The organism is Streptomyces sp. M41(2017) (assembly GCF_002078175.1).
In the GTDB taxonomy this organism is placed as follows: domain Bacteria; phylum Actinomycetota; class Actinomycetes; order Streptomycetales; family Streptomycetaceae; genus Streptomyces.
Genome location: NZ_MWFK01000001.1, coordinates 3,815,987 through 3,840,665, shown reverse-complemented (window position 1 = coordinate 3,840,665; position 24,679 = coordinate 3,815,987). Strand labels below are relative to the sequence as shown.

21 protein-coding genes are annotated in these 24,679 nt (G+C 70.7%); 3 read left to right on the top strand and 18 right to left on the bottom strand.

What is annotated here, in order from left to right; all coding sequences use genetic code 11:
- Nucleotides 1-3: 3 nt before the first annotated feature.
- The 10 genes from lepB (B0675_RS16995) to proS form a co-directional block, all read right to left on the bottom strand.
- The gene (gene lepB, locus B0675_RS16995; protein WP_164374908.1) at nucleotides 4-858 is read right to left on the bottom strand and encodes a signal peptidase I; all 855 of its coding nucleotides are present in this window, start codon (nucleotides 856-858) and stop codon (nucleotides 4-6) included.
- Entirely contained in the window at nucleotides 815-1,921 is a 1,107-nt protein-coding gene (gene lepB, locus B0675_RS16990; RefSeq protein ID WP_241539801.1) for a signal peptidase I, read from the bottom strand. Before lepB (B0675_RS16990) ends, lepB (B0675_RS16995) begins: the two co-directional genes overlap by 44 nt.
- Nucleotides 1,914-2,630, bottom strand: coding sequence for a signal peptidase I (gene lepB, locus B0675_RS16985; protein WP_081219663.1), 717 nt, complete (start codon nucleotides 2,628-2,630; stop codon nucleotides 1,914-1,916). Before lepB (B0675_RS16985) ends, lepB (B0675_RS16990) begins: the two co-directional genes overlap by 8 nt.
- A gap of 80 nt (nucleotides 2,631-2,710) precedes the next feature.
- On the bottom strand, nucleotides 2,711-3,061 hold the full coding sequence (rplS, locus tag B0675_RS16980; protein WP_081219662.1) for a 50S ribosomal protein L19: 351 nt from the start codon (nucleotides 3,059-3,061) through the stop codon (nucleotides 2,711-2,713).
- A gap of 131 nt (nucleotides 3,062-3,192) precedes the next feature.
- Nucleotides 3,193-4,014, bottom strand: coding sequence for a tRNA (guanosine(37)-N1)-methyltransferase TrmD (gene trmD / locus B0675_RS16975; protein WP_081219661.1), 822 nt, complete (start codon nucleotides 4,012-4,014; stop codon nucleotides 3,193-3,195).
- The gene (gene rimM / locus B0675_RS16970; RefSeq protein ID WP_081219660.1) at nucleotides 4,014-4,607 is read right to left on the bottom strand and encodes a ribosome maturation factor RimM; all 594 of its coding nucleotides are present in this window, start codon (nucleotides 4,605-4,607) and stop codon (nucleotides 4,014-4,016) included. Before rimM ends, trmD begins: the two co-directional genes overlap by 1 nt.
- 118 nt (nucleotides 4,608-4,725) lie before the next feature.
- Nucleotides 4,726-4,965 carry an RNA-binding protein gene (locus B0675_RS16965; protein ID WP_003973401.1) on the bottom strand — a complete coding sequence of 80 codons (240 nt, stop codon included), beginning with the start codon at nucleotides 4,963-4,965 and terminating at the stop codon, nucleotides 4,726-4,728.
- A 2-nt stretch (nucleotides 4,966-4,967) separates the two neighbouring features.
- A complete protein-coding gene (gene rpsP / locus B0675_RS16960) occupies nucleotides 4,968-5,387 on the bottom strand; it encodes a 30S ribosomal protein S16 (protein WP_081219659.1) in 420 nt (139 codons plus the stop codon).
- Between the two features lie 412 nt (nucleotides 5,388-5,799).
- The gene (locus B0675_RS16955) at nucleotides 5,800-6,396 is read right to left on the bottom strand and encodes a hypothetical protein (RefSeq protein WP_081219658.1); all 597 of its coding nucleotides are present in this window, start codon (nucleotides 6,394-6,396) and stop codon (nucleotides 5,800-5,802) included.
- Between the two features lie 251 nt (nucleotides 6,397-6,647).
- Nucleotides 6,648-8,063, bottom strand: a complete 1,416-nt coding sequence (proS, locus tag B0675_RS16950) for a proline--tRNA ligase (protein WP_081219657.1) — start codon at nucleotides 8,061-8,063, stop codon at nucleotides 6,648-6,650.
- 199 nt (nucleotides 8,064-8,262) lie between these two features.
- Here proS and B0675_RS16945 point away from each other — a divergent pair, with 199 nt between their 5' ends.
- Nucleotides 8,263-9,120, top strand: coding sequence for an SAM-dependent methyltransferase (locus B0675_RS16945; RefSeq protein WP_081219656.1), 858 nt, complete (start codon nucleotides 8,263-8,265; stop codon nucleotides 9,118-9,120).
- Between the two features lie 21 nt (nucleotides 9,121-9,141).
- On the opposite strand, the gene ftsH is transcribed toward B0675_RS16945, so the two are convergent.
- The 6 genes from ftsH to B0675_RS16915 form a co-directional block, all read right to left on the bottom strand.
- On the bottom strand, nucleotides 9,142-11,076 hold the full coding sequence (gene ftsH / locus B0675_RS16940; protein WP_081219655.1) for an ATP-dependent zinc metalloprotease FtsH: 1,935 nt from the start codon (nucleotides 11,074-11,076) through the stop codon (nucleotides 9,142-9,144).
- A 156-nt stretch (nucleotides 11,077-11,232) separates the two neighbouring features.
- Nucleotides 11,233-12,786, bottom strand: coding sequence for a signal recognition particle protein (gene ffh / locus B0675_RS16935; protein WP_081219654.1), 1,554 nt, complete (start codon nucleotides 12,784-12,786; stop codon nucleotides 11,233-11,235).
- Between the two features lie 477 nt (nucleotides 12,787-13,263).
- Complete coding sequence (locus B0675_RS16930; protein WP_081219653.1) at nucleotides 13,264-15,720, bottom strand: [protein-PII] uridylyltransferase; 2,457 nt, start codon at nucleotides 15,718-15,720, stop codon at nucleotides 13,264-13,266.
- Nucleotides 15,721-15,775: 55 nt separating this feature from the next.
- Nucleotides 15,776-16,114 carry a P-II family nitrogen regulator gene (locus B0675_RS16925; protein ID WP_081219652.1) on the bottom strand — a complete coding sequence of 113 codons (339 nt, stop codon included), beginning with the start codon at nucleotides 16,112-16,114 and terminating at the stop codon, nucleotides 15,776-15,778.
- On the bottom strand, nucleotides 16,111-17,451 hold the full coding sequence (locus tag B0675_RS16920) for an ammonium transporter (RefSeq protein WP_081219651.1): 1,341 nt from the start codon (nucleotides 17,449-17,451) through the stop codon (nucleotides 16,111-16,113). The genes B0675_RS16925 and B0675_RS16920 overlap by 4 nt, the downstream gene beginning before the upstream one ends.
- Before the next feature lie 415 nt (nucleotides 17,452-17,866).
- The gene (locus B0675_RS16915) at nucleotides 17,867-19,342 is read right to left on the bottom strand and encodes a hypothetical protein (RefSeq protein WP_081219650.1); all 1,476 of its coding nucleotides are present in this window, start codon (nucleotides 19,340-19,342) and stop codon (nucleotides 17,867-17,869) included.
- Nucleotides 19,343-19,787: 445 nt separating this feature from the next.
- Here B0675_RS16915 and B0675_RS16910 point away from each other — a divergent pair, with 445 nt between their 5' ends.
- On the top strand, nucleotides 19,788-20,450 hold the full coding sequence (locus B0675_RS16910) for a bifunctional DNA primase/polymerase (RefSeq protein WP_081219649.1): 663 nt from the start codon (nucleotides 19,788-19,790) through the stop codon (nucleotides 20,448-20,450).
- A gap of 143 nt (nucleotides 20,451-20,593) precedes the next feature.
- Here B0675_RS16910 and ftsY read toward each other — a convergent pair whose 3' ends face one another.
- A complete protein-coding gene (gene ftsY, locus B0675_RS16905; protein ID WP_081219648.1) occupies nucleotides 20,594-21,796 on the bottom strand; it encodes a signal recognition particle-docking protein FtsY in 1,203 nt (400 codons plus the stop codon).
- A 201-nt stretch (nucleotides 21,797-21,997) separates the two neighbouring features.
- On the opposite strand from ftsY, the gene B0675_RS16900 reads away from it, so the two are divergent.
- Nucleotides 21,998-22,966, top strand: a complete 969-nt coding sequence (locus tag B0675_RS16900; RefSeq protein WP_081219647.1) for an LLM class flavin-dependent oxidoreductase — start codon at nucleotides 21,998-22,000, stop codon at nucleotides 22,964-22,966.
- 131 nt (nucleotides 22,967-23,097) lie between these two features.
- Here B0675_RS16900 and B0675_RS16895 read toward each other — a convergent pair whose 3' ends face one another.
- Nucleotides 23,098-24,516: a sugar porter family MFS transporter gene (locus B0675_RS16895; RefSeq protein ID WP_081219646.1), complete on the bottom strand. Its 1,419-nt coding sequence runs from the start codon at nucleotides 24,514-24,516 to the stop codon at nucleotides 23,098-23,100.
- Nucleotides 24,517-24,679: the final 163 nt, after the last annotated feature.

Sequence of the window (24,679 nt, the reverse complement as noted above, 5' to 3'; positions counted from 1 at the left end):
TCGTCAGTCGTCCTTGGACGCCTTGCGCCTGCGGCGCACCAGCACGAGCGGCACCGCGCCGACGAGCGCGACGGCTCCGGGCGCCGTGACCGCGGCGGCCGCCTTGGCGTTCAGGCCGGACTGGTCGAAGGTGTCCGGGACCGGAAGAGTGCCCCAGCGGTTGATCGGCCAGGCCTTGACGATGGCGCGGCCGACGACGTCGTCCACCGGGACCATGCCGTGGTGCTTGTCGGCCTGGTTGTAGCGGGAGTCCCGCGAGTTCTGGCGGTGGTCGCCCATCACCCAGATCATGCCCTTGGGGACCTTGACCTTGAACTGGCCGCCCTCGTCGTCCTGGCTGCACGGAGTGTTCCCCGCGTAGACGAACGACGAGTCGTTCAGTGCCTTGCCGTTGACCTTCAGGGGGCCGGTGCCCTTGCACTCGACGGTGTCGCCGCCGACGCCGATGACGCGCTTGATCAGGTCCTTCTCCTCGGCGGACGGCATCAGGCCGATCCAGCTCAGGAAGGTCTGCAGGGCGTTCGGGTCGGCGGTGGGCTCGCCCGCCAGCCAGTTGTCGGGGTCGTGGAAGACGACGACCTCGCCGCGCTCCGGCTCGGAACCGAACCACGGAGTCAGCTTGTCGACCAGGACGCGGTCACCCTGCTGGAGGGTGTTCTGCATCGAGTCCGAGGGGATCGAGAACGCCTGCACCAGGAACGTCTTGATGAGCAGCGCGAGCACCAGGGCGATGCCGATCAGGATCGGCAGCTCCTTCCAGAAGGAGCGCTGCTTCCTGGCGTTCGGGTCCTGCTCGGAACGCCCGGTCGAGGCGTCACCGCCCTCGGAACCACTGCCCGAACCCGATCCGTCCTCCACTCCGGGGGCAGCCGCATCGTCGGGCCGCTCCGGCTGCCCTTCGGGACCATCGTGTCCGGATCGTGCGCCGACCGCCACATCCCCCACATCCACTCCTCACTCCGTGCCGCCGCCCGCGCCGTATTCGGCGCAGGCCCACCACTCCCATAACGAGCGGGAGTTCCGCAGGGCTCGGGAGCGGGATCAATCCGTCTGGATCCGCAGGGGCCACCCTATGCGACAGCGCCGAGGCGGCGGTCGACGCTCCAGGCGCGTCGGCCACGGTCGAAAACGTGCTCGGCTCGCGCAGTCGCGTCCAGTGGCCGATGGGCCATCCGATGATCATGGCCCGGCCCACGATCGACTTCTCGGAGACGGTACCGCTGAACTTGTCGGTCCGGTGGTAACGGGAGTCCGCGGAGTTGCCCCGGTGGTCGCCGAGGACGAACAGGCGCCCCTCGGGCACCTTGACCTCGAAGGCGAAGTCGGACGGCTTGTCGCCCGCGAAGATGTACGGCTCGGTCAGCGGGGTGCCGTTGACCGTCACCCGGCCCTGCGCGTCACAGCACTTGACGGTGTCGCCACCGACGCCGACGACCCGCTTGATGAGGTCCTTCTCGTTGTCGGACGGCAGCAGGCCGATGAAGGTCAGCCCCTGCTTGAACTGCTTGACGACCACGGGGTCGTCCTTCTTCTTGGTCTCCTCGGCGGTGAGCCACCCACCGGGGTCCTTGAAGACGACGACGTCACCGCGCGAGGGCTCGGAGCCGAACCACGGGGTGAACTTGTCGACCAGGACCCGGTCGCCGATCTGGATCGTGTTCTCCATGGAACCCGACGGGATCACGAAGGCCTGGACGAGAAAGGTCTTGAGGACCAGGGCGATGAGGACGGCTACGCCGACGAGGAGGGGTATCTCCTTGGCCGCGGAGCGCCGTCTGCGCCGCTTGATCTTCCGCGCGAGCTTGCGCCGCTCCACCCTGCTGGGACGGGCGGCTCCCCCGGAGGCCCGCCGGGTGCCGGTGGGCAGCAGGTTCTCCATGGCGCTCGTGGGGGCTCCGCGAGGCCGTCCGCGGTTACCCATGGGCACCGCCGGCGGCGGGCACGCGCACGTAGGCGTCGGGGCGGGTCAGCCGGGTCCAGTGGCCCGCGGGCCAGGCGATGACGTCGGCGCGGCCGATCACGTCACCGACGGGGATCATGCCGCCGCCGGGCGAGCCCAGATGGTCGCGGGAGTCGCTGGAGCGGCTGCGGTGGTCACCGAGGACGAAGAGCGAGCCGTCGGGCACCCGGACGTCGAAGGGCACGTCCGAGGGGCTGTCGCCCTGGTGGAGAAACGCCGACTCGTCGACCGACCGGTCGTTCACCTCGAGTCTCCCCTCCCTGTCGCAGCAGACCACGTGGTCTCCCCCTACCCCCACAACGCGCTTGACGTAGTCTGCGCTCCCGAAATAACCGGTGCCGTCGAACACGACGACGTCGCCCCGCCGCGGTTCGGAACCGAAACGGTACGCCAACTTATTTACGAGAACGCGGTCCCCGATCCTCAATCCGGACTCCATCGAGCCGCTGGGAATCTGGAACGGCTGCATCACGAAGCGGCTGAGCAGGAGCAGGAAGACGAGGCAGACCAGCACCGTCAGGGTGATCCACCCGCCCGGGAGCCACGCGGCGGCCCGGCCCGCCAACGCGAAACGCGACCGTCCCTCCGGCCGCTCCGTGTCCGAGATCTCCTCGGAGGCGGAAGGGCGGGAGGAGCGGTCGCGCTCCACGTGCTGTGCTTCGGTGTCCATCGGGGCCAGATGCTATCCGGCCTCCATGAGACGCCTTCTTACCGGCTCGGTCGCCGACGGCTCACGTCGGCGGCACGGGCTCAGCGGTCGCGCTTCTCCTTGATCTTCGCGGCCTTGCCGCGCAGGTCACGGAGGTAGTACAGCTTGGCGCGACGCACGTCACCACGGGTGACGACCTCGATCTTCTCGACGATCGGGGTGTGCACCGGGAAGGTGCGCTCGACGCCGACGGAGAACGAGACCTTGCGGACCGAGAAGGTCTCCCGGACACCGGCGCCCTGGCGGCGGATGACTACGCCCTTGAACTGCTGCACACGGGAGCGGTTGCCCTCGATGACGCGGACGTGGACGTTGACGGTGTCACCCGGGCGGAAGGCCGGGATGTCGGTGCGCAGCGACGCGCTGTCGACGTTGTCGAGCAGGTGAGTCATGTGTGTCTGCTTTCTTCGTCAATGCCACAGGTCATCGACGGGAGAGGATTCCGAGATGATGCTGCCTCGTCGGGACGGGCGTCGTGTCCCCCTGTGGCAGGGGCGCACGCCGGACGACAAAGAGCAGCGGCCTATTCTTCCACGGCCTCCGGGCTGCGCCCAAATCGGCCGTCGGGACCCGGCCGCCAGCCCAGGATCGAGAGCATCTCGCGGTCCTTCTTGTCGAAGGTGGACGGGTCGCAGCGCTCGATGAGGTCGGGCCGGTTCGCCGTCGTACGGCGCAGGGCCTCGTCGCGGCGCCAGCGGGCGATCTTCCCGTGGTGACCGCTGACCAGCACGTCGGGGATCTCGCGGCCGCGCCACTCGGGGGGCTTGGTGTACACCGGGCCCTCCAGGAGGTTGGCCATGGCGCCGGGGGCGAAGGAGTCGTCCCGGTGCGACTCGGCGTTGCCGAGCACACCCGGCAGCAGCCGGGCCACGGCCTCGGTGACGACGAGCACGGCCGCCTCGCCGCCGGCGAGCACGTAGTCGCCGATGGAGACCTCGTAGACGGGCATCCGGGTCGCGTACTCGTCGATGACGCGGCGGTCGATGCCCTCGTAGCGCGCGGGCGTGAAGACCAGCCAGGGGCGCTCGGAGAGCTCGACGGCGAGCTCCTGCGTGAAGGGGCGCCCGCTGGGCGTGGGGACGACGAGGACGGGTCCGTGGGAGCCGGTCTCGTAGCCGTCGGCGAGTGCGGAGTCCAGCGCGGCGCCCCACGGCTCGGTCTTCATGACCATGCCGGGGCCGCCGCCGTACGGGGTGTCGTCGACCGTGTTGTGGCGGTCGTACGTCCAGTCCCGGAGGTCGTGCACGTGGACGTTCAACTGGCCACGCGCGCGTGCCTTGCCGACGAGGGAGACGTTCAGGGGCTCCAGGTACTCGGGGAAGATCGTGACGACGTCGAGCCGCATCAGGCGCCCGCCCCCGCGGAGTCCTCGCCGCCGGTGGTCCCACCCTCGTCGTCCTCCGCGTCGCGGGAGGAGACGATCTCCGCGCGGTCGTCGATCAGACCGGGCGGCGGGTCGATGACGGCCCGCTGCTCCTCCAGGTCGATCTCGACGACGATCTCCTCGACGAACGGGATCAGCACCTCGGTGCCGTCCTCCCGCTCGACCACGAACAGGTCCTGCGAGGGCAGGTGCGAGATCTCGGTGATCCGGCCGACCGCGGCGCCGTCCGTGGTGAACACGTCCAGGTCCATCAGCTGGTGGTCGTAGTACTCCTCCGGGTCCTCCGGAGTCTCGTCCGGGTCGACCTCGGCGATCAGCAGGGTGTTGCGCAGCGCCTCGGCGGCGTTCCGGTCGCGTACGCCGGCGAAGCGCAGCAGGAGACGGCCGCTGTGGACGCGGCCCGTCTCGATGGTCAGCGGTCCGGTGGAGGCCGGATCGGTGAGCAGGACGGCACCGGGTCCGAGCCGGAGCTCCGGCTCGTCGGTGCGGACCTCCACGGTGACCTCGCCCTTGATGCCGTGGGCACGGCCGACGCGAGCGACTACCAGCTGCACTGTGCTTGATCTCCTGTCGTGTACCGACGGCAATGCCTCGGATGAGGGTGCGCAGACGACTACGGGCCGGGGACGGCTCGTAAGCCCTCCCCGGCCCGAGCCGGTGCTGCGTGCTACGTCAGCGGACGTGATCCACGTCGACGAGGTCGACGCGGACACCGCGGCCGCCGATGGCACCCACGACGGTTCGCAGGGCGCGCGCGGTGCGGCCGTTGCGGCCGATCACCTTGCCGAGGTCGTCGGGGTGCACCCGAACCTCGAGAACGCGTCCGCGGCGCAGGTTGCGCGAGGCGACCTGCACGTCGTCGGGGTTGTCGACGATGCCCTTCACGAGGTGCTCGAGAGCCTCCTCGAGCATGCTCAGGCCTCGGTCGACTCGGACTCGGCCGGAGCCTCGTCCTTCTTCTCAGCCTTCTTCTTCTGGGTGATGGCCTCACCCTTGCCCGTGTCGTCGCCACCGAGGGCGTCGAACAGCGGGCGCGCGGCCTTCGGCTCGGCCACGAGCAGCGGAGCCGGGGCCGGCAGGCCCTTGAACTTCTGCCAGTCGCCGGTCAGCTTCAGGATGGCGAGGACGGGCTCGGTCGGCTGCGCGCCGACACTCAGCCAGTACTGCGCGCGGTCCGTGTCGACCTCGATGCGCGAGGGGTTCTGGACCGGGTGGTACAGGCCGATCTCCTCGATGGCCCGGCCGTCACGGCGGGTACGGGAGTCGGCGACGACGATGCGGTAGTGAGGCGAACGGATCTTGCCCAGACGCTTCAGCTTGATCTTGACTGCCACGGAAGTGGTGTCTCCTGGTCTTGACGGGGTTGGACACGACGAGATGGCCGCGTGGGGTTGCGGTACCCGAGTGTCCGATGGACGCGTCAGCCGGAGGAGAGAGGGGTCCTGTGCGGCTGTCGAGTACAGCTGACCATTCTGCCACATCCCGCGGATCCCCCCGACCGAGGGTGAGCCGGCCCACACCTGACGGGCACCCGGCGGTCCCGGGTGCCCGTCAGGTGACGCCGGCCCGGGTCGGTCCGGGCGCTTGTCGCCGGTCCGCGGCGGTCGTCGGCTGCTGTCGGGACGGTGTCACCCGCGCGCAGGCGTGCCTCCTGAAACCCCGCACCGTCCTGGGACGGAGCGGGAGGCACGACTGCCCGCGGGCGTGTGCTGCCGGCACCCACGAGATGCCGGTGTCGCACCCGGATCAGCCGGCTGCCGCGCCGACCACCTCCGGAATCCGGAAGGGCTTGCCGCACCCCCCGCACACGATCGGCGCCTGCGCGAGGACCGACGGGACGACGCGGACGTTGCGCCCGCAGTCGCAGACGGCCTTGACGCGGACGCCTCCCCCGGAGGAACCGTGCCGGGCGGCGGGGCCGCGGAACGAACGGGCGGTGTCGGCGGCGGTGGCGGCCGTGTGGGCCTTCAACGCGCGCTGGAGCCGCTCGATCGTCGGGCGGTAACGGCGCTTGGCCTCGGGGTTGAGCGTGACCAGCGAGAAGCCGCTGCTGGGATGCGGTTCCTCGGGGTGGTCGAGGCCCAACTCCTCGGCGATCGCGAGGAATCTGCGGTTGTGATACCGGCCGGCGCGCGAGGTGTCGCGGACTCCGCGCGCGGCGGCGATGCCGTGGACTGCTTCATGAAGCAGTCGCTCGAAGGAGAGTTCGTGTCCGCAGGCGGACGACGACTCCCCGATCAGGGACTCTGGCGCGGCAAGATCGGGCAGCTCGGAGTGGTGCCGCTGAATGTCGGCCCACGCCCCTGCCAGCTCTGCGGCGAGAACAGGTGGTGTCGTGCTCACGTAATGACAACGAGCGTGGGTGCCTCTGTGTTCCTATTCCGGGGCATCCCAAATAATTTGCACGTACCCGTCAGTTGCCGCTGATGCGTCCTGACGAGGGCGGGTGCGCTGATCTGCGGAGAAGCATCACAGCTCATACCAAGGCGGTACGTAGGGTCACGTACGCCCCGGCACGTAGACGGTGTCCGCGTGCCGGGGTGGCTGCGGTCGGCGGATGCGCAAGAGGTGTTTCGGTCGCGCTCGCGGCCGGCTCAGTAGGCGCGGGCGACGACGGCGACGTTACCGGGTGCGTCGTCGGTCTCGGGTACCGACCCGTCCTCGGCGACCAGACACCGTACGGTCACGGCGTGCTCGGCGAGCCTGGCCTCGCCCTCTGCGCCGAGGTCCGCCCACGGGATGCGGGCCCAGCCGCCCGCGACGGCGGCCTCCACGGCTTCCTCGATCGTCGACACCTCGGACGTGCGGGACTCGCGGCGCTCGCGCGACTGCCTCAGCAGCAGCGCCTGGTCCTCCTCCAGGACGCCGGGGAGCAGGCCGGCGAGGGCGTCGACGGCGACGGGTTCCTTGCCTCCGGGGATGCGGCGGGCCAGCATCACGGTGCCGCTCTCCAGGTCACGGGGGCCGACCTCGACGCGCACCGGGACACCCTTCAGCTCCCAGTCGACGGCGCGTCGCCCGAACGGCGTGTCCGTGCGGTCGTCGACCTGGACGCGCACGCCCGCGGCCTTGAGCCGGTCGCCGATCTCGTGGACCTTGGCCAGAACCGCCTCATCGCCCTTGATCGCGAGGACGACGACCTGGACGGGGGCGAGGCGCGGCGGCACCCGCAACCCGTTGTCGTCGCCGTGCGACATGATCAGGCCACCCACCATGCGGGTCGAGGACCCCCAGGAGGTCTGCCAGACGAGTTCCTGCCTGCCGTCCTTGGACAGGTACTGGGTGTTGAAGGCCTTCGCGAAGTTCTGTCCCAGCTCGTGGCTGGTGCCCATCTGGAGGGCCTTGCCGTCGCCCATCATGCCTTCGAGCGTGAGGGTGTTGATCGCACCCGCGAACCGTTCGCTCGCCGTCTTGCGGCCGAGGACGACGTCGATGCCGAGGACGTCGGTCATGAAGTCGGCGTACACCTCCTTGTGGATGTACGCGGCGTAGTCCCGGGCGTCCTCGTAGGTGGCGTGGGCGGTGTGGCCCTCCTGCCAGAGGAACTCGGTCGTCCGCAGGAACACCCGGGGGCGCATCTCCCAACGGACCACGTTCGCCCACTGGTTGATCAGCAGCGGCAGGTCGCGGTAGCTCTGGACCCACTTGGAGAAGTACTCGTTGATGATCGTCTCGGACGTCGGGCGGACGACGACCGGCTCCTCCAGCTCCTTGCCGCCGCCGTGCGTGACGACCGCGAGCTCGGGCGCGAAGCCCTCGACGTGCTCCGCCTCCCGGGTCAGGTACGACTGCGGGATGAACAGCGGGAAGTACGCGTTCTGGGCACCCGCCTCCTTGATGCGGGCGTCCATCTCCTGCTGCATCCGCTCCCACAGCCCGTACCCGTACGGCCTGATGACCATGGTGCCGCGCACCGGCCCGTTGTCGGCCAGTTCGGCCTTGTTGATCAGGTCCTGGTACCAGCGCGGGAAGTCGTCCGCCTGGGGCGTGAGAACGGGTGCCTTTGCCATGCGGCGATGGTACGGGTCCACGTTGCCGGGATGTGAATTCTCGCGACGTTCGCGGCCGGCGGGCAAACGGGCCCCCGCAACCCCTGGACGACACGACGAGGGCGGAGTTACCTGACATACGGGGGGAGTGCGGGCCTACTGCGCGGGGGCGAAGGAATCGGGGCCCGGCGGCAACTCTCGGCTGATTGGGGCACTTTCGATGACACCGACACTCGTGCGGCAGCACCTTCCTCACGCGGGCCCACCGCCCCGCACGGACCGTGCTGCACGCGCGCGTGACTGGGCCGAGATCCAGGAGCGGATGCTGGTGCCGCTCTACGAGGCCGTCCACGAACGACTCGAAGTGAGCGGCAGGACACGGCTGCTCGGGCTCGGCTGCGGGGCGGGACTGGCCCTGCTGATGGCACGCTCCCGCGGGGCCGCGGTCACGGGGGTCGACTCCGCGTCGCCCGAACGGCTGGCTCTCGCGCGGGAGCGTCTGCTGTCCGGGGACCTGATCGCGCGGCCGCACACCGGGACCCGGCTGGTGGCCGGTCCGCCCGGTGACGCGGCCGTCGAGGGAGGTCCGCCGTACAACCTGGTGACCGCCTTCGAGCCGATCGGCTGTGTGGCCGGCGACTCCGAGCGCCTCGCCTCGCTGCTCTCCGCGGCGGCGCCGCTGGCCGGACATGGGACACCCGTGGTGCTCGTCGGCTGGGGACCGCCGGAACGGTGCAGCACCTCGGCCGTGCTGCGGGTCGCCCGCAAGCTCGCCGATCCGCTGCGCACCGCGCCCGGCTGGCGGCCCGCGCGGCGGGACGACCTGGAGGACGTCGCCCAGCGGGCCGGGTTACGACCGGACGGCTCGGGCCGGGTGGCGTGCCCGTTCGGGTACGCGGACGTCGACAGTGCCGTGCGGGGACTGCTGTCCACAGGACTGTTCGACGCGGCGGTCGACGCGACCGACCAGGCCCAGGTCGACAAGGAGGTCGCGGAGGCTCTGCATCCGTACCTGCGCGGGGACGGGACGGTCTGGATGCCGAACGTGTTCCGGTACCTGATCGCGCGGACGGTCTGAGCGGCCGCGGGCCGGTCCCCGTCAGGCGTCCTTCGCCATCCGGGGTACGCCGGCGATCCGGTAGGCCTCCGCCTCGTCCAGCGTCTCGTTCGCGAGGAGCGCCTCCGCCAGGGCGTCCAGTTGCCCCCGGTGTTCGCGGAGTTTGCCGCAGGCCTCCTCGTAGCACTCGTCGACGATGCGGCGCATCTCGTGGTCGATGGAGTCGAGGGTGCTCGGTGCGGCCGCGAGGCCGTAGGCCTGCTGGGCGTCGTCGGGCAGTGCGGACATCCGGCCGACGCGTTCGCTCATGCCCCAGCGGGCGACCATGCCGCGGGCGAGTCTGGTCACCTGTTCGAGGTCGTTCTCCGAGCCGGTGGTGATGACGTCGTACACGACGTGCTCGGCGGCCATGCCGCCGAGGGCCCCGATGATCCGGCCGCGCAGGTACTCCTCGGTGTACGAGTAACGGTCCGCGTCCGGGGTCGAGAGGGTGACGCCGAGGGCCCGGCCGCGCGGGACGATGGTGATCTTGCGGACCGGGTCGGCGCCCGGGTGCAGCATGCCGAGCAGGGCGTGGCCGCTCTCGTGGTACGCGGTGCGGCGGCGTTCGTCGTAGGGCATCACGAGCGGGCGTTCTGCACCGAGCTGGACCTTTTCGAGCGCTTCGGAGAGGTCGCCCTGGGTCACCTGGTCCTGCTCGCGCTTGACGGCGAGGAGGGCTGCCTCGTTGGCGAGGTTGGCGAGATCGGCGCCGGTCATGCCCGGCGTCGTCCGGGCGACCTGCTCCAGGTCCACATCGGGGGCCAGCGGGATCTGGCGGGTGTGGATCTCCAGGATCGCCGCCCTGCCGTCGCGGTCGGGCGGCGAGACGCTGACGACCCGGTCGAAGCGGCCGGGTCGGGTGAGGGCGGGGTCCAGGATGTCCGCGCGGTTGGTGGCGGCGATGACGATGACGCCCTCCGAGCCGCTGAAGCCGTCCATCTCGGTGAGGATCTGGTTGAGGGTCTGCTCGCGCTCGTCGTGACCGCCCATCCCGGAGCCGCCGGCGCGGGCCCGTCCGATGGTGTCGATCTCGTCGATGAAGATGATGGACGGGGCCACCTTGCGGGCCTCGGCGAACAGTTCCCGGACGCGCGAGGCGCCGACGCCGACGATCATCTCGATGAACTCGGAGGCGGACGCCGAGAAGAACGGGACGCCCGCCTCCCCGGCGACGGCGCGCGCGAGCAGGGTCTTTCCCGTGCCGGGCGGGCCCGCGAGGAGCACACCGCGCGGCATCTTGGCGCCCATCCTCCGGTAGGCGTCGGGGTTCTTGAGGAAGTCCACGACGTCGTTGAGTTCACCCGCGACCTCGTCGATCCCGGCCACGTCGGCGAACGTCGTGCGCTTGCCGCCGGGCACCAGTTCGACCGGCTTCGGGGGTGCCTTGCGGCCGAGCATGCCGCCGGCGCCGCCCATCCCGGAGCTGAGCCGACGGGCGATGAAGATCCACAGGACGACGAGCAGCAGCATCGGGGCGAGCGAGATCAGCACGTTGGAGAGCAGGCTGCGCTGCTGGACCACGGGCGAGGCGGTCACCGTGACGTCGTGCCGCTCCAGGTTCTCCCACAGCTTGTCGTCCGCGAAGACGGGGCGCTGTGTCTTGAACTTCGTGTACTTCCCGTCGCCGTCGGGCTTGTCCTGGGACTTCTTGAGCTGCCCCTGGATCGCGTCGCCCTTGGAGTAGATCTTGGTGACGTTGCCGTCGCCCACCTGCCTGCTGAACTCGGTGTAGGAGATCGTCGGCTCGTCGCCCTCGTTGAAGAAGGACAGCACCAGGTTGGCGATCAGGAACACGACGAGAGCGGCCAGGGCGAGACTCCACCAGCCGCCGGGCATCTTCCGTCTGCCGGAGGGCGGCGGTGTCGGCTCGGGCGGCGTGCCCTCGGTACGCCACGGCTTCTCAGGTGCCTTGCGCGGCGGAACGGGGTTGCTCATATCCGGACGTTACGACACAAGACGAACAGCGGCACCCGCGCTCGTACCGCCGGAACACCGCTGCGCGGAGCCTTCGGGTACGCCGCTGGGGGCACCCCTCGGAGAGAGGGACGCCCCCAGGGGGTGTCGCGCCGGCGGGTCCGCGCGGGGCGGACGTCAGCCCATGAACTTCTTGAACTCGTCCGGCAGCTCGAAGTCCTCCTGAGCACCCTGCTGCGGGAGGCCGAAGGCATTGCCGCCCTGGGCGCCGGCCTCGCGGCGGGCCGCCTCCTCTTCCTCCTGCAGCTTGCGCTTCATCGGGTTGCCGGAGCGCTGCTTGCCCTTGGCCTGCTTCTGCTTCTTCTTGGTGCGGCCGGGGCCGCCACCCATGCCCGGCATCCCCGGCATACCCGGCATACCGCCGCCCTGGGCCATGCGGGACATCATCTTGCGGGCCTCGAAGAACCGCTCGACCAGGCCCTTGACCGCGCTGACCTCGACACCGGAGCCCTTGGCGATACGGGCGCGGCGCGAGCCGTTGATGATCGTCGGCTCCTGGCGCTCGGCCGGGGTCATCGACTTGATGATGGCGGCCGTGCGGTCGACGTCGCGCTCGTCGAGGTTGTTGATCTGGTCCTTGATCTGGCCCATGCCGGGGAGCATGCCGAGCAGCTTGCTGATGCTGCCCATCTTCCGGACCTGCTCCATCTGGGCCAGGAAGTCGTCCAGGGTGAAGTCCTGGCCCTTCTTGGACGCCAGCTTGGAGGCCATCTTCTCGGCCTCTTCTTGGCTGAACGTCTTCTCCGCCTGCTCGATCAGGGTGAGCAGGTCACCCATGTCGAGGATGCGGGAGGCCATCCGGTCCGGGTGGAAGGCGTCGAAGTCGTCGAGCTTCTCGCCGTTCGACGCGAACATGATCGGCTTGCCGGTGACCGAGGCGATCGACAGGGCCGCACCACCGCGGGCGTCACCGTCGAGCTTGGAGAGCACCACGCCGTCGAAGCCGACGCCGTCACGGAAGGACTCGGCGGTGTTGACCGCGTCCTGGCCGATCATCGCGTCGACGACGAAGAGGATCTCGTCGGGGCTGACGGCGTCGCGGATGTCCGCGGCCTGCTGCATCAGCTCCTGGTCGATGCCGAGACGGCCGGCGGTGTCCACGATCACGATGTCGTGGACCTTGGTCTTCGCGAACTCCATGGAGTCCTTGGCGACCTTGACCGGGTCGCCCACGCCGTTGCCCGGCTCCGGGGCGTACACGGCGACGCCCGCGCGCTCGGCGACCACGCTGAGCTGGTTCACCGCGTTCGGGCGCTGGAGGTCGGCGGCGACGAGGAGCGGGGAGTGCCCCTGGTCCTTGAGCCACTTGCCGAGCTTTCCGGCGAGGGTGGTCTTACCGGCGCCCTGGAGACCCGCGAGCATGATCACGGTGGGCGGGTTCTTGGCGAACCGCAGGCGGCGGGTCTCGCCGCCCAGGATCGTGACGAGCTCGTCGTTCACGATCTTCAGGACCTGCTGGGCCGGGTTCAGCGCCTTGGAGACCTCGGCACCGAGCGCGCGCTCCTTGACGTTCTTGATGAAGGTCCGCACGACCGGGAGGGCCACGTCGGCTTCGAGGAGCGCGATACGGATCTCGCGTGCGGTGGCGTCGATGTCGGCTTCGGACAGTCGGCCCTTGCCCCGCAGGTTCTTGAACGTCGCTGAGAGGCGATCGGAGAGAGTATCGAACACGGCGCTCGTCGGTCCTCAGGGGTCGGGGGCGAAGGGAATCGCCCTCCAGGGTATCTGGCCGCGTGCGGTGGGGTCTCCACCGCGTTCATACGAGAGACCTACGGCACCTCGTACCCGGGGTACGGGGCGGCCGGACGGCACCTCGTACCGAGGGGTACGGAGCCGCCCCGGCACGCCGCTCCGCGGCCCACTCGACGCCCAGCGCCCGGCGGGAGGGGCTCCGGCGTCCCTCACCGAACGAGCGGCAACCGGGCGGAACGGCGTGCCGGAACGGCGCACCGCCGCTCGACTCCCGCGGTCCCCGGAGCCACCGCTTGGCGGCGACCCGCGGCCGACGCGAACAGCGGGGCGGGAACATCGGCGGACGGGCAGGGCGACACCACGTGCCCGGCCCGGGCGGAACGGTGGGACGGGACGGCCGGGCGCGCGACACGGTCCTTCGCCCTCGTCCCGTCGCCCCCGTTCCCTCTCCCCCGCTCACTCCCGCAGCGCCTCCTCCAGGGCGCGCGCCACCGACACCGCCTCCTCCGACGGCAGGGGCGCGCCCTGGGTACCGGTCACGTAGAAGGCGTCCACGGCGTTCGCGCCGAGCGTGGAGACGTGCATGCTCCGCACCCGGACGTGCGCCTTCTCCAGGGCCCGCCCGATGCGGTGCAGGAGGCCGGGGGCGTCGTGGGCGCGGACCTCGATGACGGTCGCGTGCCGTGAGGCGGCGGGGGCGACCGTCACGCGCGCGGGCGGGGCGACCGTGCCCCGGCGGCGCGGGTAGGCCGCGTCGCGCTCGGCGAGCCGCGCGGCGATGTCGAGAGAGCCGTCGAGGGCGCGGACGAGGTCGGCACGCAGCCGGGCGGCCTGCGGCAGGGAGCCGTACTCGGCGGCGACCCGCCAGTTGAGCAGCAGGACCGATCCCGCGACCTCGTCGGGCAGGTCCAGGGCGCGCAGTTCGGCGGTGCGGACGGTCAGCCGGTGCATGGCGAGGACGCCGGCGACCGCCGGGAGCACCCCGGGCTGGTCGGGGACGGCGATGAGCAGCTCGACGCCGAGCGGCTCCGGGTCGTCCGGCACGCCCTCGGTCCCGGGTTCGACCGGCTCGGTCTGGGCGCGCAGGGCGAGGACGGGCCCGCCGGTGCGGAAGGCCTCGATCGCGAGCCGTTCCTGTTCGGCCGTGGGCGCCGCGGCCTCGGGCTCCTCGGGGGCGTCGCCGGCGAGCACGGCCGCGACCCGCTTGACCAGGTCGGCGACGAGGGAGCCGCGCCAGGAGGACCATGCGGCGGGGCCGGTGGCCAGCGCGTCGGACTCGGTGAGCGCGTGGAGCAGTTCGAGGGTGCCCTGGGATCCGACGGCCTCGGCGACCGAGCGGACGGTGGCGGGGTCCTCCAGGTCACGGCGCGTCGCGGTGTCGATCAGCAGCAGGTGGTGGCGCACGAGGGTGGCGAGCACGGCGACGTCCGCGCGGTCGAAGCCGATGCGGGTGGCCACGTCGCGGGCGATGATCTCGCCGGCCACGGAGTGGTCGCCGGGCCAGCCCTTGCCGATGTCGTGCAGCAGGGAGGCCACGAGGAGCAGGTCGGGGCGGCCGACGCGGCGGGTCAGTTCGGAGGCGCGGACGGCGGTTTCGATGAGGTGGCGGTCGACGGTCCAGATGTGGACGGCGTTGCGCTGGGGCCGGCAGCGGACCCGCTCCCAGTCGGGCAGCAGCCGGGTGATCAGGCCTTCGGCCTCCAGCGCCTCCCAGACCTCGACGGTCGGGCGGCCCGAGCCGAGCAGGGTGACGAGCTGCTCGCGCGCCTCGGCGGGCCAGGGCGAGGGCAGCGGGCGCGCCGCGGCCGCCATGCGCCGGACGGCGTGCAGGGACAGCGGGAGACCGGCCTGGGCGGCAGCGGCGGCGGCACGCAGGGGAAGGACGGGGTCGCGCTCGGGCCGGGCGGCCCGAGCGAGAACGACCTCGCCGTCCATCTCGACGACGCCCTCCGCGAGCGGTGAGCGTTCGGCGGCGGGCTTGGGGCCGCCACCCAGCATGGCGCGCAGCCGGGGTCGCACGGCACGGGACCGCAGCACGCGCCCCACCTCGCGCCAGGTGACGTCACTGGCGTACGAGACGACGCGGGCGGCCTCGTACACCTGGCGGAGCAGGGTGTCGGCGTCGAGGAGGCCCAGCTCGGCGGCCACCTGGTCCTGCTCCTGAAGGGCGAGGCGGTCGGTGGCGCGGCCGGTGGTGAGGTGCAGGGCGTCCCGGACGTCGAGGAGCCGGCGGCGGGCTTCTGAGAGTCCCTCGCGGGGCGCGTCGGCGAGCCAGGAGGCGGCGACGGCGCGCAGCGCGGTGGCGTCGCGGAGTCCGCCGCGCGCTTCCTTGAGGTCCGGTTCGAGGAGGTACTGCAGTTCGCCCTGGCGTTCGGCACGCTCGGCGCACAGTTCCTGGAGCTCGGGGAGGCGCTTGGGTGCCTGGTTGCGCCAGTCGGCGAGGATCGCCGTGCGCAGTCCGGCGGTGAGGCCGAGGTCGCCGGCGAGGTGGCGGGCGTCGAGGAGGCCGAGCTGGACCTTGAGGTCCTCGCCCGCGGTCTTGCGGGCCTCGGCCGGGGTGCGGACGGAGTGGTCGAGGGCGAGGCCGAGATCCCAGACGGGGTACCAGATGCGGTCGGCGAGGGCGGCGACCCCGCCGGAGTCCCCGCCGTCGTGCAGGAGCAGCAGGTCGAGGTCGCTGCGCGGGGAGAGCTCACCGCGGCCGTAGCCGCCGACGGCGACGAGGGAGACCCCGCGCATGCCCTCGGCCCCGGCGGTGAACAGGCCGGTCAGCCAGTCGTCCGTGAGTTCGGCGAGGGCCGCACGGCGCGGCGGCCCGGACCGCGCCCCCTCCTGGAGGAGATGCAGCCGGGCCGCCGCGTAGCCGCTGGGTCCCGAGTCCTCTGCTTCCGTACGTGTGTCGGTACTCGTCACCCAGCGACTCCTGTCTTTCTTCTTCCTTCGTGCAGGCCGGTCGGAGTGCGACCGGTCAGAGCGCGTCCGGGCCGCGCTCCCCGGTCCGGACCCGGACCGCCGACTCGACCGGAACGGACCAGACCTTGCCGTCACCGATCTTGCCGGTACGGGCCGCCTTCACCACGACGTCGATGAGCTGTTCGGCGTCGTCGTCCTCGGCCAGCACCTCGATACGGATCTTGGGCACCAGGTCCACGGTGTACTCGGCACCGCGGTAGACCTCGGTGTGTCCCCGCTGCCGACCGTAGCCGCTCGCTTCGGTGACCGTCAGTCCGTGAACCCCGAAGGCCTGCAGGGCCTCCTTGATCTCGTCGAGCCGGTGAGGCTTCACGACGGCGGTGATGAGCTTCATGCGTCCACCTTCTTGGCGTCCGTGTCGGCCGTGGCCGGCGCGGAGGTCCGGGCAGCGGAGCCGCCGCCGGCACCACTGAAGTCGTATGCGGTCTCGGCGTGCTCGGCCTGGTCGATGCCGGTGATCTCCTCGTCCTCGGTGACCCGCATACCGATGGTCTTGTCGATGAGGAAGGCGAGGACGGCGGAGGCGACGAGGGAGTAGCCGAGGACGGCGAAGACGCCGGCGCACTGCTTCCAGAACTGGGTGAGGCCGCCGCCGTAGAAGAGACCCTCGACCGTGGACTGGCCGTGACCGCTGGCGAAGAAGCCGATGAGCAGGGAGCCGATGACACCGCCGACGAGGTGGACGCCGACGACGTCGAGCGAGTCGTCGTAGCCGAACCGGTACTTCAGGCCCACGGCCATGGCGCACAGGACACCGGCGATGGCGCCGACCGCGATGGCGCCGAGCGGGGAGACCGCACCGCCGGACGGGGTGATGGCGACCAGCCCGGCGACCGCGCCGGAGGCGGCGCCCAGCGTGGTGAACGCGCCGTGCCGGATCTTCTCGTAGATGAGCCAGGCGAGCATGGCGGCGGCGGTGGCGACCTGCGTGTTGACGAACATCAGCGCGCCGACGCCGTCGTCGTTGCCGAGCCAGGAGCCGGCGTTGAACCCGAACCAGCCGAACCACAGCAGGCCGGAGCCGAGCATCACCAGCGGGAGGCTGTGAGGGCGCATCGGGTCCTTCTTGAACCCGACGCGCTTGCCGATGACGAGGATCACGCCGAGTGCCGCGGCACCCGCGTTGATGTGGACCGCCGTACCACCGGCGAAGTCGATCACGCCGAGGTCGAAGGCCCAGCCGCCGGTGCCCCAGACCCAGTGGGCGACCGGGAAGTACACGACCGTCGCCCACAGGGCGATGAACAGGGACCACGCGGTGAACTTGACGCGGTCGGCGAGCGCGCCGCTTATCAGGGCGGGCGTGATGATCGCGAACATGAGCTGGAAGACCATGAAGACGAAGACCGGGATGGTGTACCCCGGCCACAGCTCCGTCAGGCCGATGTTGCTGAGGCCGACCCAGTCGGAGGTCCAGCCGATGAACGATCCCTTGTCCGTGCCGAAGGCGAGGGAGAAGCCGTACAGCACCCACAGGATGGTGACGATCCCCATGCTGATGAAGCTCATCATCAGCATGTTGAGGGTGCTCTTGACGCGGACCATGCCTCCGTAGAAGAAGGCGAGGCCGGGCGTCATGATCAGCACCAGGGCGGAACAGATGAGCATGAACCCCGTGTTGGCTGCAGACAGCTTTGGCGCCTCTGCGGCAAGGGTGATGGCTGGTGCCATCGGCGTCTCCTCGTCGTTGGTACGGCCCCGTGCGGGCGAAGCCTGAGTGGGCGTGAGGGGTGGGCCGGTTATGCGCCATGAGATTGGCGCAGCGCGGTTTCCGTCGACGGCCCTCGATGTTTCGCACCAGTGACGAAGGCACTCCGCGTGTTACGCGTTCATGAACTGCCGGATTGTGTTCGCGTCGATCGTTATCGTGACGCAATCTTCGGCGGTGGCCGTCGCGACCCGCTGTGGAGGAGCCCACGGGGCTCCCGGCGGGGTCCGCGGGACGATGCGCCGGACTGGCCGGGCGGAACGCGGGACCGGCCACGGCGGGCCGTCCGATGACCTGGCATGGGGGAGCCGAGTCGGGCGTTTCGGGACGGCCGGCCATGGCCGGGGCACGGGGTGGGGCCGCCTCGGCGGCCCGGGGTCAGACCGCCTCTGCGGTCTCGGGCAGGTCGACGGCCAGCTGGGCGGTGAGGTCGACGACCTCGGCCAGCTCCCCGAAGTCACGGACCGCGGTGTCGACCGTCTTTCGGATACGAGTGTTGACGCGCTCGGAGCGGACCTTCTTGCCGATCCTGAGGGCCTCCAGCGCCAGCTCCGCGCTCCGCTCGGGCTCCCGCTGCAGCAGGTGCACGGTGGCCATGCCGATGAGGTTGAGTGCGTACGAACGCTGGTGCTCGGGGTCCTTGCCGAAACGGTCGACCGCCTCCTGCATCAGCGGCTCGGCCATGGAGGCGTACGTGGGGCTGCGGCCCGCGACGTAGGCGAGGTCACGGTAGGAGTGCGAGTTCTCGCCGTACAGCTCGGCCTTGGAGAAGAAGCGGATCCAGTCGGGATCCGGGTCGTCCCACTCGTGCACGTCGGAGAAGGTGTCCTCGGCCATCCGCACGGCCCGCTTGCACTTGCCGGGCTGGCCCATGTTGGCGTACGCGCGGGCCTCCATCGCATACAGCATCGACTGGGTGCGCGGGCTCGCGCAGTCGCGGCTGCCGTACTGCGCGAGGTGGATCAGTTCCAACGCGTCGTCGGGCCGCCCCAGATGGATCATCTGGCGGCTCATGCTGGAGAGGATGTACGAGCCGAGGGGCTTGTCGCCCGCTTCCTTCGAGGCGTGCAGGGCGAGCACGAAGTACTTCTGGGCGGTGGGCTGGAGGCCTACGTCGTAGCTCATCCAGCCCGCCAGTTCGGCGAGTTCGGCGGCGACCTTGAACAGGCGCTTGGTGGTGGCGGCGGGCTGCGGCTCCTGCAACAGGTCCGTCACCTCGTGGAGCTGGCCGACGACGGCCTTGCGGCGCAGACCGCCGCCGCACTGGGCGTCCCACTGACGGAACATCACCGTGGTGGACTCCAGGAGGTCCAGCTCCGGCTTGGAGAGCCGGCCGCCGCGACGGGCCGAGGCGGGCGGCTCGGGCTCCTCCTGCTGGGCCAGCGACGTGGGCACGAGCCAGCGCTGCATGGGCTCGATCAGAGCCGGACCGGCGGCGAGGGCGAGCGAGCTGCCGAGGAAGCCGCGGCGCGCCAGCATCAGGTCGCTGCGTGAGTATTCGCTGATCTGCGCGACGGTCTGCGGGCCCGTCCAGGGCAGGTCGACCCCCGACACGGACGGCGCCTGGTGGGCCGCGCGCAGACCGAGGTCCTCGACGGCGACGACACAGCCGAACCGCTCGGAGAACAGCTCGGACAGGATGCGCGGGATCGGCTCGCGCGGGTTCTCCCCGTCCAGCCAGCGGCGCACCCGCGAGGTGTCCGTGGAGATGTGATTGGCGCCCAACTGGCGTGCCCGGCGGTTCACTTGACGCGCCAGCTCACCCTTGGACCAGCCACTGCGCACGAACCACGAGCCGAGCAGCTCGTTGGGGCGCTTCTCAGCGTTCGTCCCGCCTCCGCCGTTGCCGCCCACTGGAACGCCCCCATCCCTGAACCAACTTGTCGCCGCTGTGCGCCAAGCCCTATCAGAATGCCGGTAAATACGGCCGCCCGTCCGCCAGTTCTCACCCTTCGAACGGGAAGCCGACTTGCCCTTGGCATACCCACGAGTGCGACGTCCCCAGGTCTCGTGCACACAAAGTAATCCTACGATCACCCGTCCAGCCATGGCGATCCGTGAAACGCCACCATTCGCCACCCCTTCGAATGAACTCTGCGCGCGCTGATCGCGATTCACTTGACACAGCACCACCGGGGATGGGCGGAACGGTGTACGCCGGGGCGCACGCAGTCGATCGCACCACCCGGTGCGCAACAGAGCGCCGCCTGGACCCCGCGGCAGCGGGCAGCTGGAAGCAGAGCGTGACAATCCGGCTCCGTCACGTAACCACTGGTGCGTCGGACCCGTTGGAGGGGGCATGGGCTTCACGATCGGCAGCAGTCGGACGATGCGCGACATCCGGACCGGGACACGACGCCGCGGCCGCTCGTCGGAGTGCACCGCCGTCGCCGAGTACACCGGACTGTGGGGCTGGGACGTGGTCCCGGGCGCGCGGGCCGCGGCGGGCGCGTGCTCGTGCGGCAGGACCGACTGCACGGCGCCCGGAGCGCACCCCCTGGACTTCGCTCCGACGATCCGGGCCGGCGCCACCCTCGACGAGGCGACCGGCACCTGGGCCGGGTTCCCGGGCGCCGCGGTGATGCTCCCGGTCGGCCGCGCGTTCGACGTGATCGAGGTGGCGGAGGCCGCCGGGCGCCGCGCGCTCGTCCGCCTGGAGCGGATGGGTCTTCCGCTCGGCCCGGTCGCGGCGACGCCTGACGGCCGCGCCCACTTCTTCGTCTCCCCCGGCTCCGCCGCCGAACTCCCCCGTCTGCTGTACCGGATGGGCTGGGACGACGCCTCCCTCGACCTGCACGGCCTCGGTCGTGGCACGTTCGTCACCGCCCCGCCCTCCGACCGGGCCGGTCTCGGCCCGGTCCGCTGGCTGCGGGCCCCCGCGCTCGACTCGGCGACGAACCCGCCCCAGGCCCGCCTGCTGCTGGGCACACTGGCCTACGTGGCGCACCGGTCGCGGGTCTGACCGCCCGGGACCGCCCCTCACCCCGCCCCCTGCCGCACGGCGAACGGCGACGACGGCACCACCCGCACGACGAAGCGCCCGTCCCCCGAGTACGTCTCGGGAGGCGGGCGCTTCTTCGGGCACCTACGCGTTCGCGCGGGTGGTCACTCTCCGATAAGGGCGTCAACGAACGCCTCCGGCTCGAACGGCGCCAGGTCGTCCGCGCCCTCGCCGAGCCCCACGAGCTTCACGGGCACGCCCAGCTCGCGCTGGACCGCGATGACGATGCCGCCCTTCGCCGTGCCGTCGAGCTTGGTCAGCACGATGCCGGTGATGTCGACGACCTCGGCGAAGACGCGCGCCTGGATGAGACCGTTCTGCCCGGTGGTGGCGTCGAGGACGAGGAGCACCTCGTCGAGCGGGGCGTGCTTCTCGACGACGCGCTTGACCTTGCCCAGCTCGTCCATCAGACCGGTCTTGGTGTGCAGCCGGCCCGCGGTGTCGATGAGGACGACGTCCGCGCCCTCCTCGATGCCCTCCTTGACCGCGTCGAACGCGATCGAGGCGGGGTCGCCGCCCTCGGGGCCGCGCACGGTGCGGGCGCCGACGCGCTCGCCCCACGTCTGGAGCTGGTCGGCGGCGGCGGCACGGAAGGTGTCGGCGGCCCCCAGCACGACGTTCTTGCCGTCGGCGACGAGGACGCGCGCGAGCTTGCCGGTGGTGGTGGTCTTGCCGGTGCCGTTGACACCGACGACCATCACGATGCCCGGGGTGTCGAGGTTCGAGTCGGTCTTGACCTCGCGGTCGAACTCCGGGACGAGCAGCTGGAGCAGCTCCTCGCGCAGCAGGCCGCGGAGTTCGTCCGGGGTGCGCGTGCCGAGCACCCTGACGCGCTCGCGCAGCCGGTCGACCAGTTCCTGGGTGGGCTGCACGCCGACGTCGGCGGTCAGCAGCGTGTCCTCGATCTCCTCCCAGGTGTCCTCGTCGAGGTGCTCGCGCGAGAGCAGCGTGAGCAGCCCCTTGCCGAGCGCGTTCTGCGAGCGGGAGAGCCGGCCGCGCAGGCGCACGAGGCGGCCGGCGGTGGGTTCCGGGATCTCGATCGCGGGGGCGGTGGGAGGCTCCTCCACGACGACCGGCGCGTCGGCCGAGCGGTCGGGGAGATCCACTTCCTCTATCGTGCGGCGCGACTCGTCGCGCGGCGTCTCGGCCTCGTCGCCGACGTGCGGTTCGGCCGGCGGGGCGGTGATGTCGGGGGCGGACGGGGGCGGCGGGGGCAGCTGCTTGCGCTTGCGGCTGCCGACGACGAGCCCGCCGAGCGCGCCGATCACGACCACGGCGATGACTACAGCAAGGATGACGGTTTCCATAACGTCCCCCAGTATCAGCCATCGCCCGCGCGGGAGGGATTTTCCCCCGCGCAGAGGAACTCTTGTAGTTTCGTACGAGGATCGGGGGCGGGGGCGGCAGGGAGCCGCACCTCGCCCGTGCCGGATTCCGGGTTCCGCCGCTATGGCCACCTGACGCACCGTCAGCTACCGTCCCCCACCACACACGAAGGGGGGCTCCCCATGCCCGTAACGGTCGTGCGCTTCAATCTCGTCGAACCCGGCGCCACCCCCGCCTCGCTGAGTGCCCGCTACAAGGCGGCCGTCGAGATGGCCCGGTACGCCGACGACCGCGGGATCACCACGGTGCAGACGGAGGAGCATCACGGTGTCGCCAACAACTGGCTGCCCTCGCCGTTCGCGTTCGCGGGCGCCGTCTTCGGGGCGACCCGGAACGTCGCGGTCACGGTCTCCGCGGTCATCGGGCCGCTGCACGATCCGCTGCGTCTGGCCGAGGACATCGCCGTGCTGGACCTGCTCAGCGGCGGCCGCCTGGTGACCGTGGCCGGCATCGGCTACCGGCCCGAGGAGTACGCGCTCTTCGACGTCGACTGGAAGCAGCGCGGCAGGCTCCAGGACGAGCTGCTGGAGACGGTGCTCAAGGCATGGACCGGCGAGGAGTTCCGTTACCGGGGCCGGACGGTACGGGTCACCCCGCGCCCGTTCTCGGATCCGCATCCACTGCTGCTCGTCGGGGGCTCCTCCCGGCCGGCGGCCCGGCGCGCCGCCCGGCTCGGGCTGCCGTTCTTCCCGAGCGCGCACCTGCCCGAGCTGGAGGCCTACTACAAGGAGCGGCTCGTCGAGTACGGCACCGAGGGCTGGACGATGATGCCCGCGGCCAAGACGCCGCTGCTGCACATCGCCGAGGACCCGGACCGCGCCTGGGCCGAGTACGGCACGCACTTCCTGCACGAGGCACGGACGTACGCCTCGTGGCAGTCCGGCGAGATCCGCTCGGCCGTGAAGTCGGCGGCCACGACGGTCGGGGAGCTGCGCGCCGAGGGCGTGTACCGCGTCCTGACGCCCGAGCAGTGCGTGGCGCTGGGCCTGGACAACCTCGTCCTGCACCCGCTGGCCGGTGGGATGCCCCTGGACGAGGGCTGGCGCAGTCTCCAGCTGTTCTGCGAAAACGTACTGCCCCGGCTCGACTGACCTTTCGGTCCGAACCGGGGCGATACGTCTCTCACGAGTACGAGGAGAGGGGCAGCGGGGACTTGGCCCTTCTCCCCGAGCTTCGGGGAGCCACCGGGGCCCGTGCGGGGCCGCCGGTGACGCGGATGGGGCTAGCCCATCTCCTCCAGGGTCTTGCCCTTCGTCTCCTTGACGAACTTGAGCACGAAGGGGATGGAGAGCACGGCGAACACCGTGTAGATGATGTAGGTCCCCGAGAGGTTCCAGTCGGCCAGCGACGGGAAGCTCGCGGTGATGGCCCAGTTGGCGATCCACTGCGCGGAGGCGGCGACACCGAGGGCGGCGGCGCGGATCCGGTTCGGGAACATCTCGCCGAGGAAGACCCAGACCACGACACCCCAGGAGAGGGCGAAGAAGAGGACGAAGACGTGGGCGGCGATCAGGGCGACCCAGCCCTGGGCGGCGGGCAGCTTGCCGTCGACCAGGTCGTAGGAGAAGGCCCAGGCTTCCAGGCCGAGACCGATCGCCATACCCACCGAGCCGATGAGGGCGAGCGGCTTACGGCCGATGCGGTCCACGAAGATCATGGCGATCACGGTGCCGACGATGTTGATGATCGACGTGGTGAACGAGTAGAAGAACGAGTCCGTCGGGTCGACGCCCACCGACTGCCACAGCGTCGCGGAGTAGTAGAACGCGATGTTGATGCCGACGAACTGCTGGAAGACCGAGAGGCCGATACCGATCCAGACGATCGGCTTGAAGAAGAAGGTGCCGCCGAGCAGGTCCTTGAAGCTCGACTTGTGCTCACGCTTCATCGCCTGCTCGATCTCGGCGACGCGGGCGTCCAGGTCGACGTGGTCGCCCTCGACCTCCTTGAGCACCTCGCGGGCCCGGTCCGTGCGGCCGACCTCGAGCAGGAAGCGCGGGGACTCGGGGATGGCGAAGGAGAGCAGGCCGTAGAGGACGGCCGGGATGACCATGACGCCGAGCATGACCTGCCAGGCTTCCAGACCCATCAGCTTGCCGCGCTGGTCGCCGTCGGCGGCCTGCAGGATGCCGTAGTTGACGAGCTGCGAGATCGCGATGCCGACGACGATCGCGGCCTGCTGGAAGGAGCCGAGCCGGCCGCGGTACGCCGCCGGGGAGACCTCGGCGATGTAGGCGGGGCCGATGACGGAGGCCATGCCGATGGCGAATCCGCCGATGATGCGCCAGAAGGCCAGGTCCCACAGCGCGAAGGGCAGAGCCGAGCCGACGGCGCTGATGGTGAACAGGACCGCGGAGATCTGCATGCAGCGGATACGGCCGATGCGGTCGGCGATGCGGCCGGCGGTCGCGGCGCCGACGGCACAGCCGATCAGCGCGATGGCGATGACCTGGGCGAGGGCCGCGGAGCCGATGTCGTAACGGCTTCGGATGGCCTCGACGGTGCCGTTGATGACGGCGCTGTCGTACCCGAACAGGAAACCGCCCATCGCGGCGGCGGCCGCGATGAAGATGACGTGCCCGAGATGTTCGGGATGAGCCGACTTGGCTGCCGGTGGGGGTGCCTGCGCTGCGCTGGTCACGTAAAACTCCTCGGGCCACCGGCCTCGCTGCCGGGGGTGGGGGGCGAAACCCTTCGATGGTGGTAACAGTGGCGCACACCTTCACGCCGCCCACCACCTGAAGGTAAAAGCAACGTTGCAGAGACTATGCCTTCAAGTTTCGAAGTCAATACTCGGGATGCTG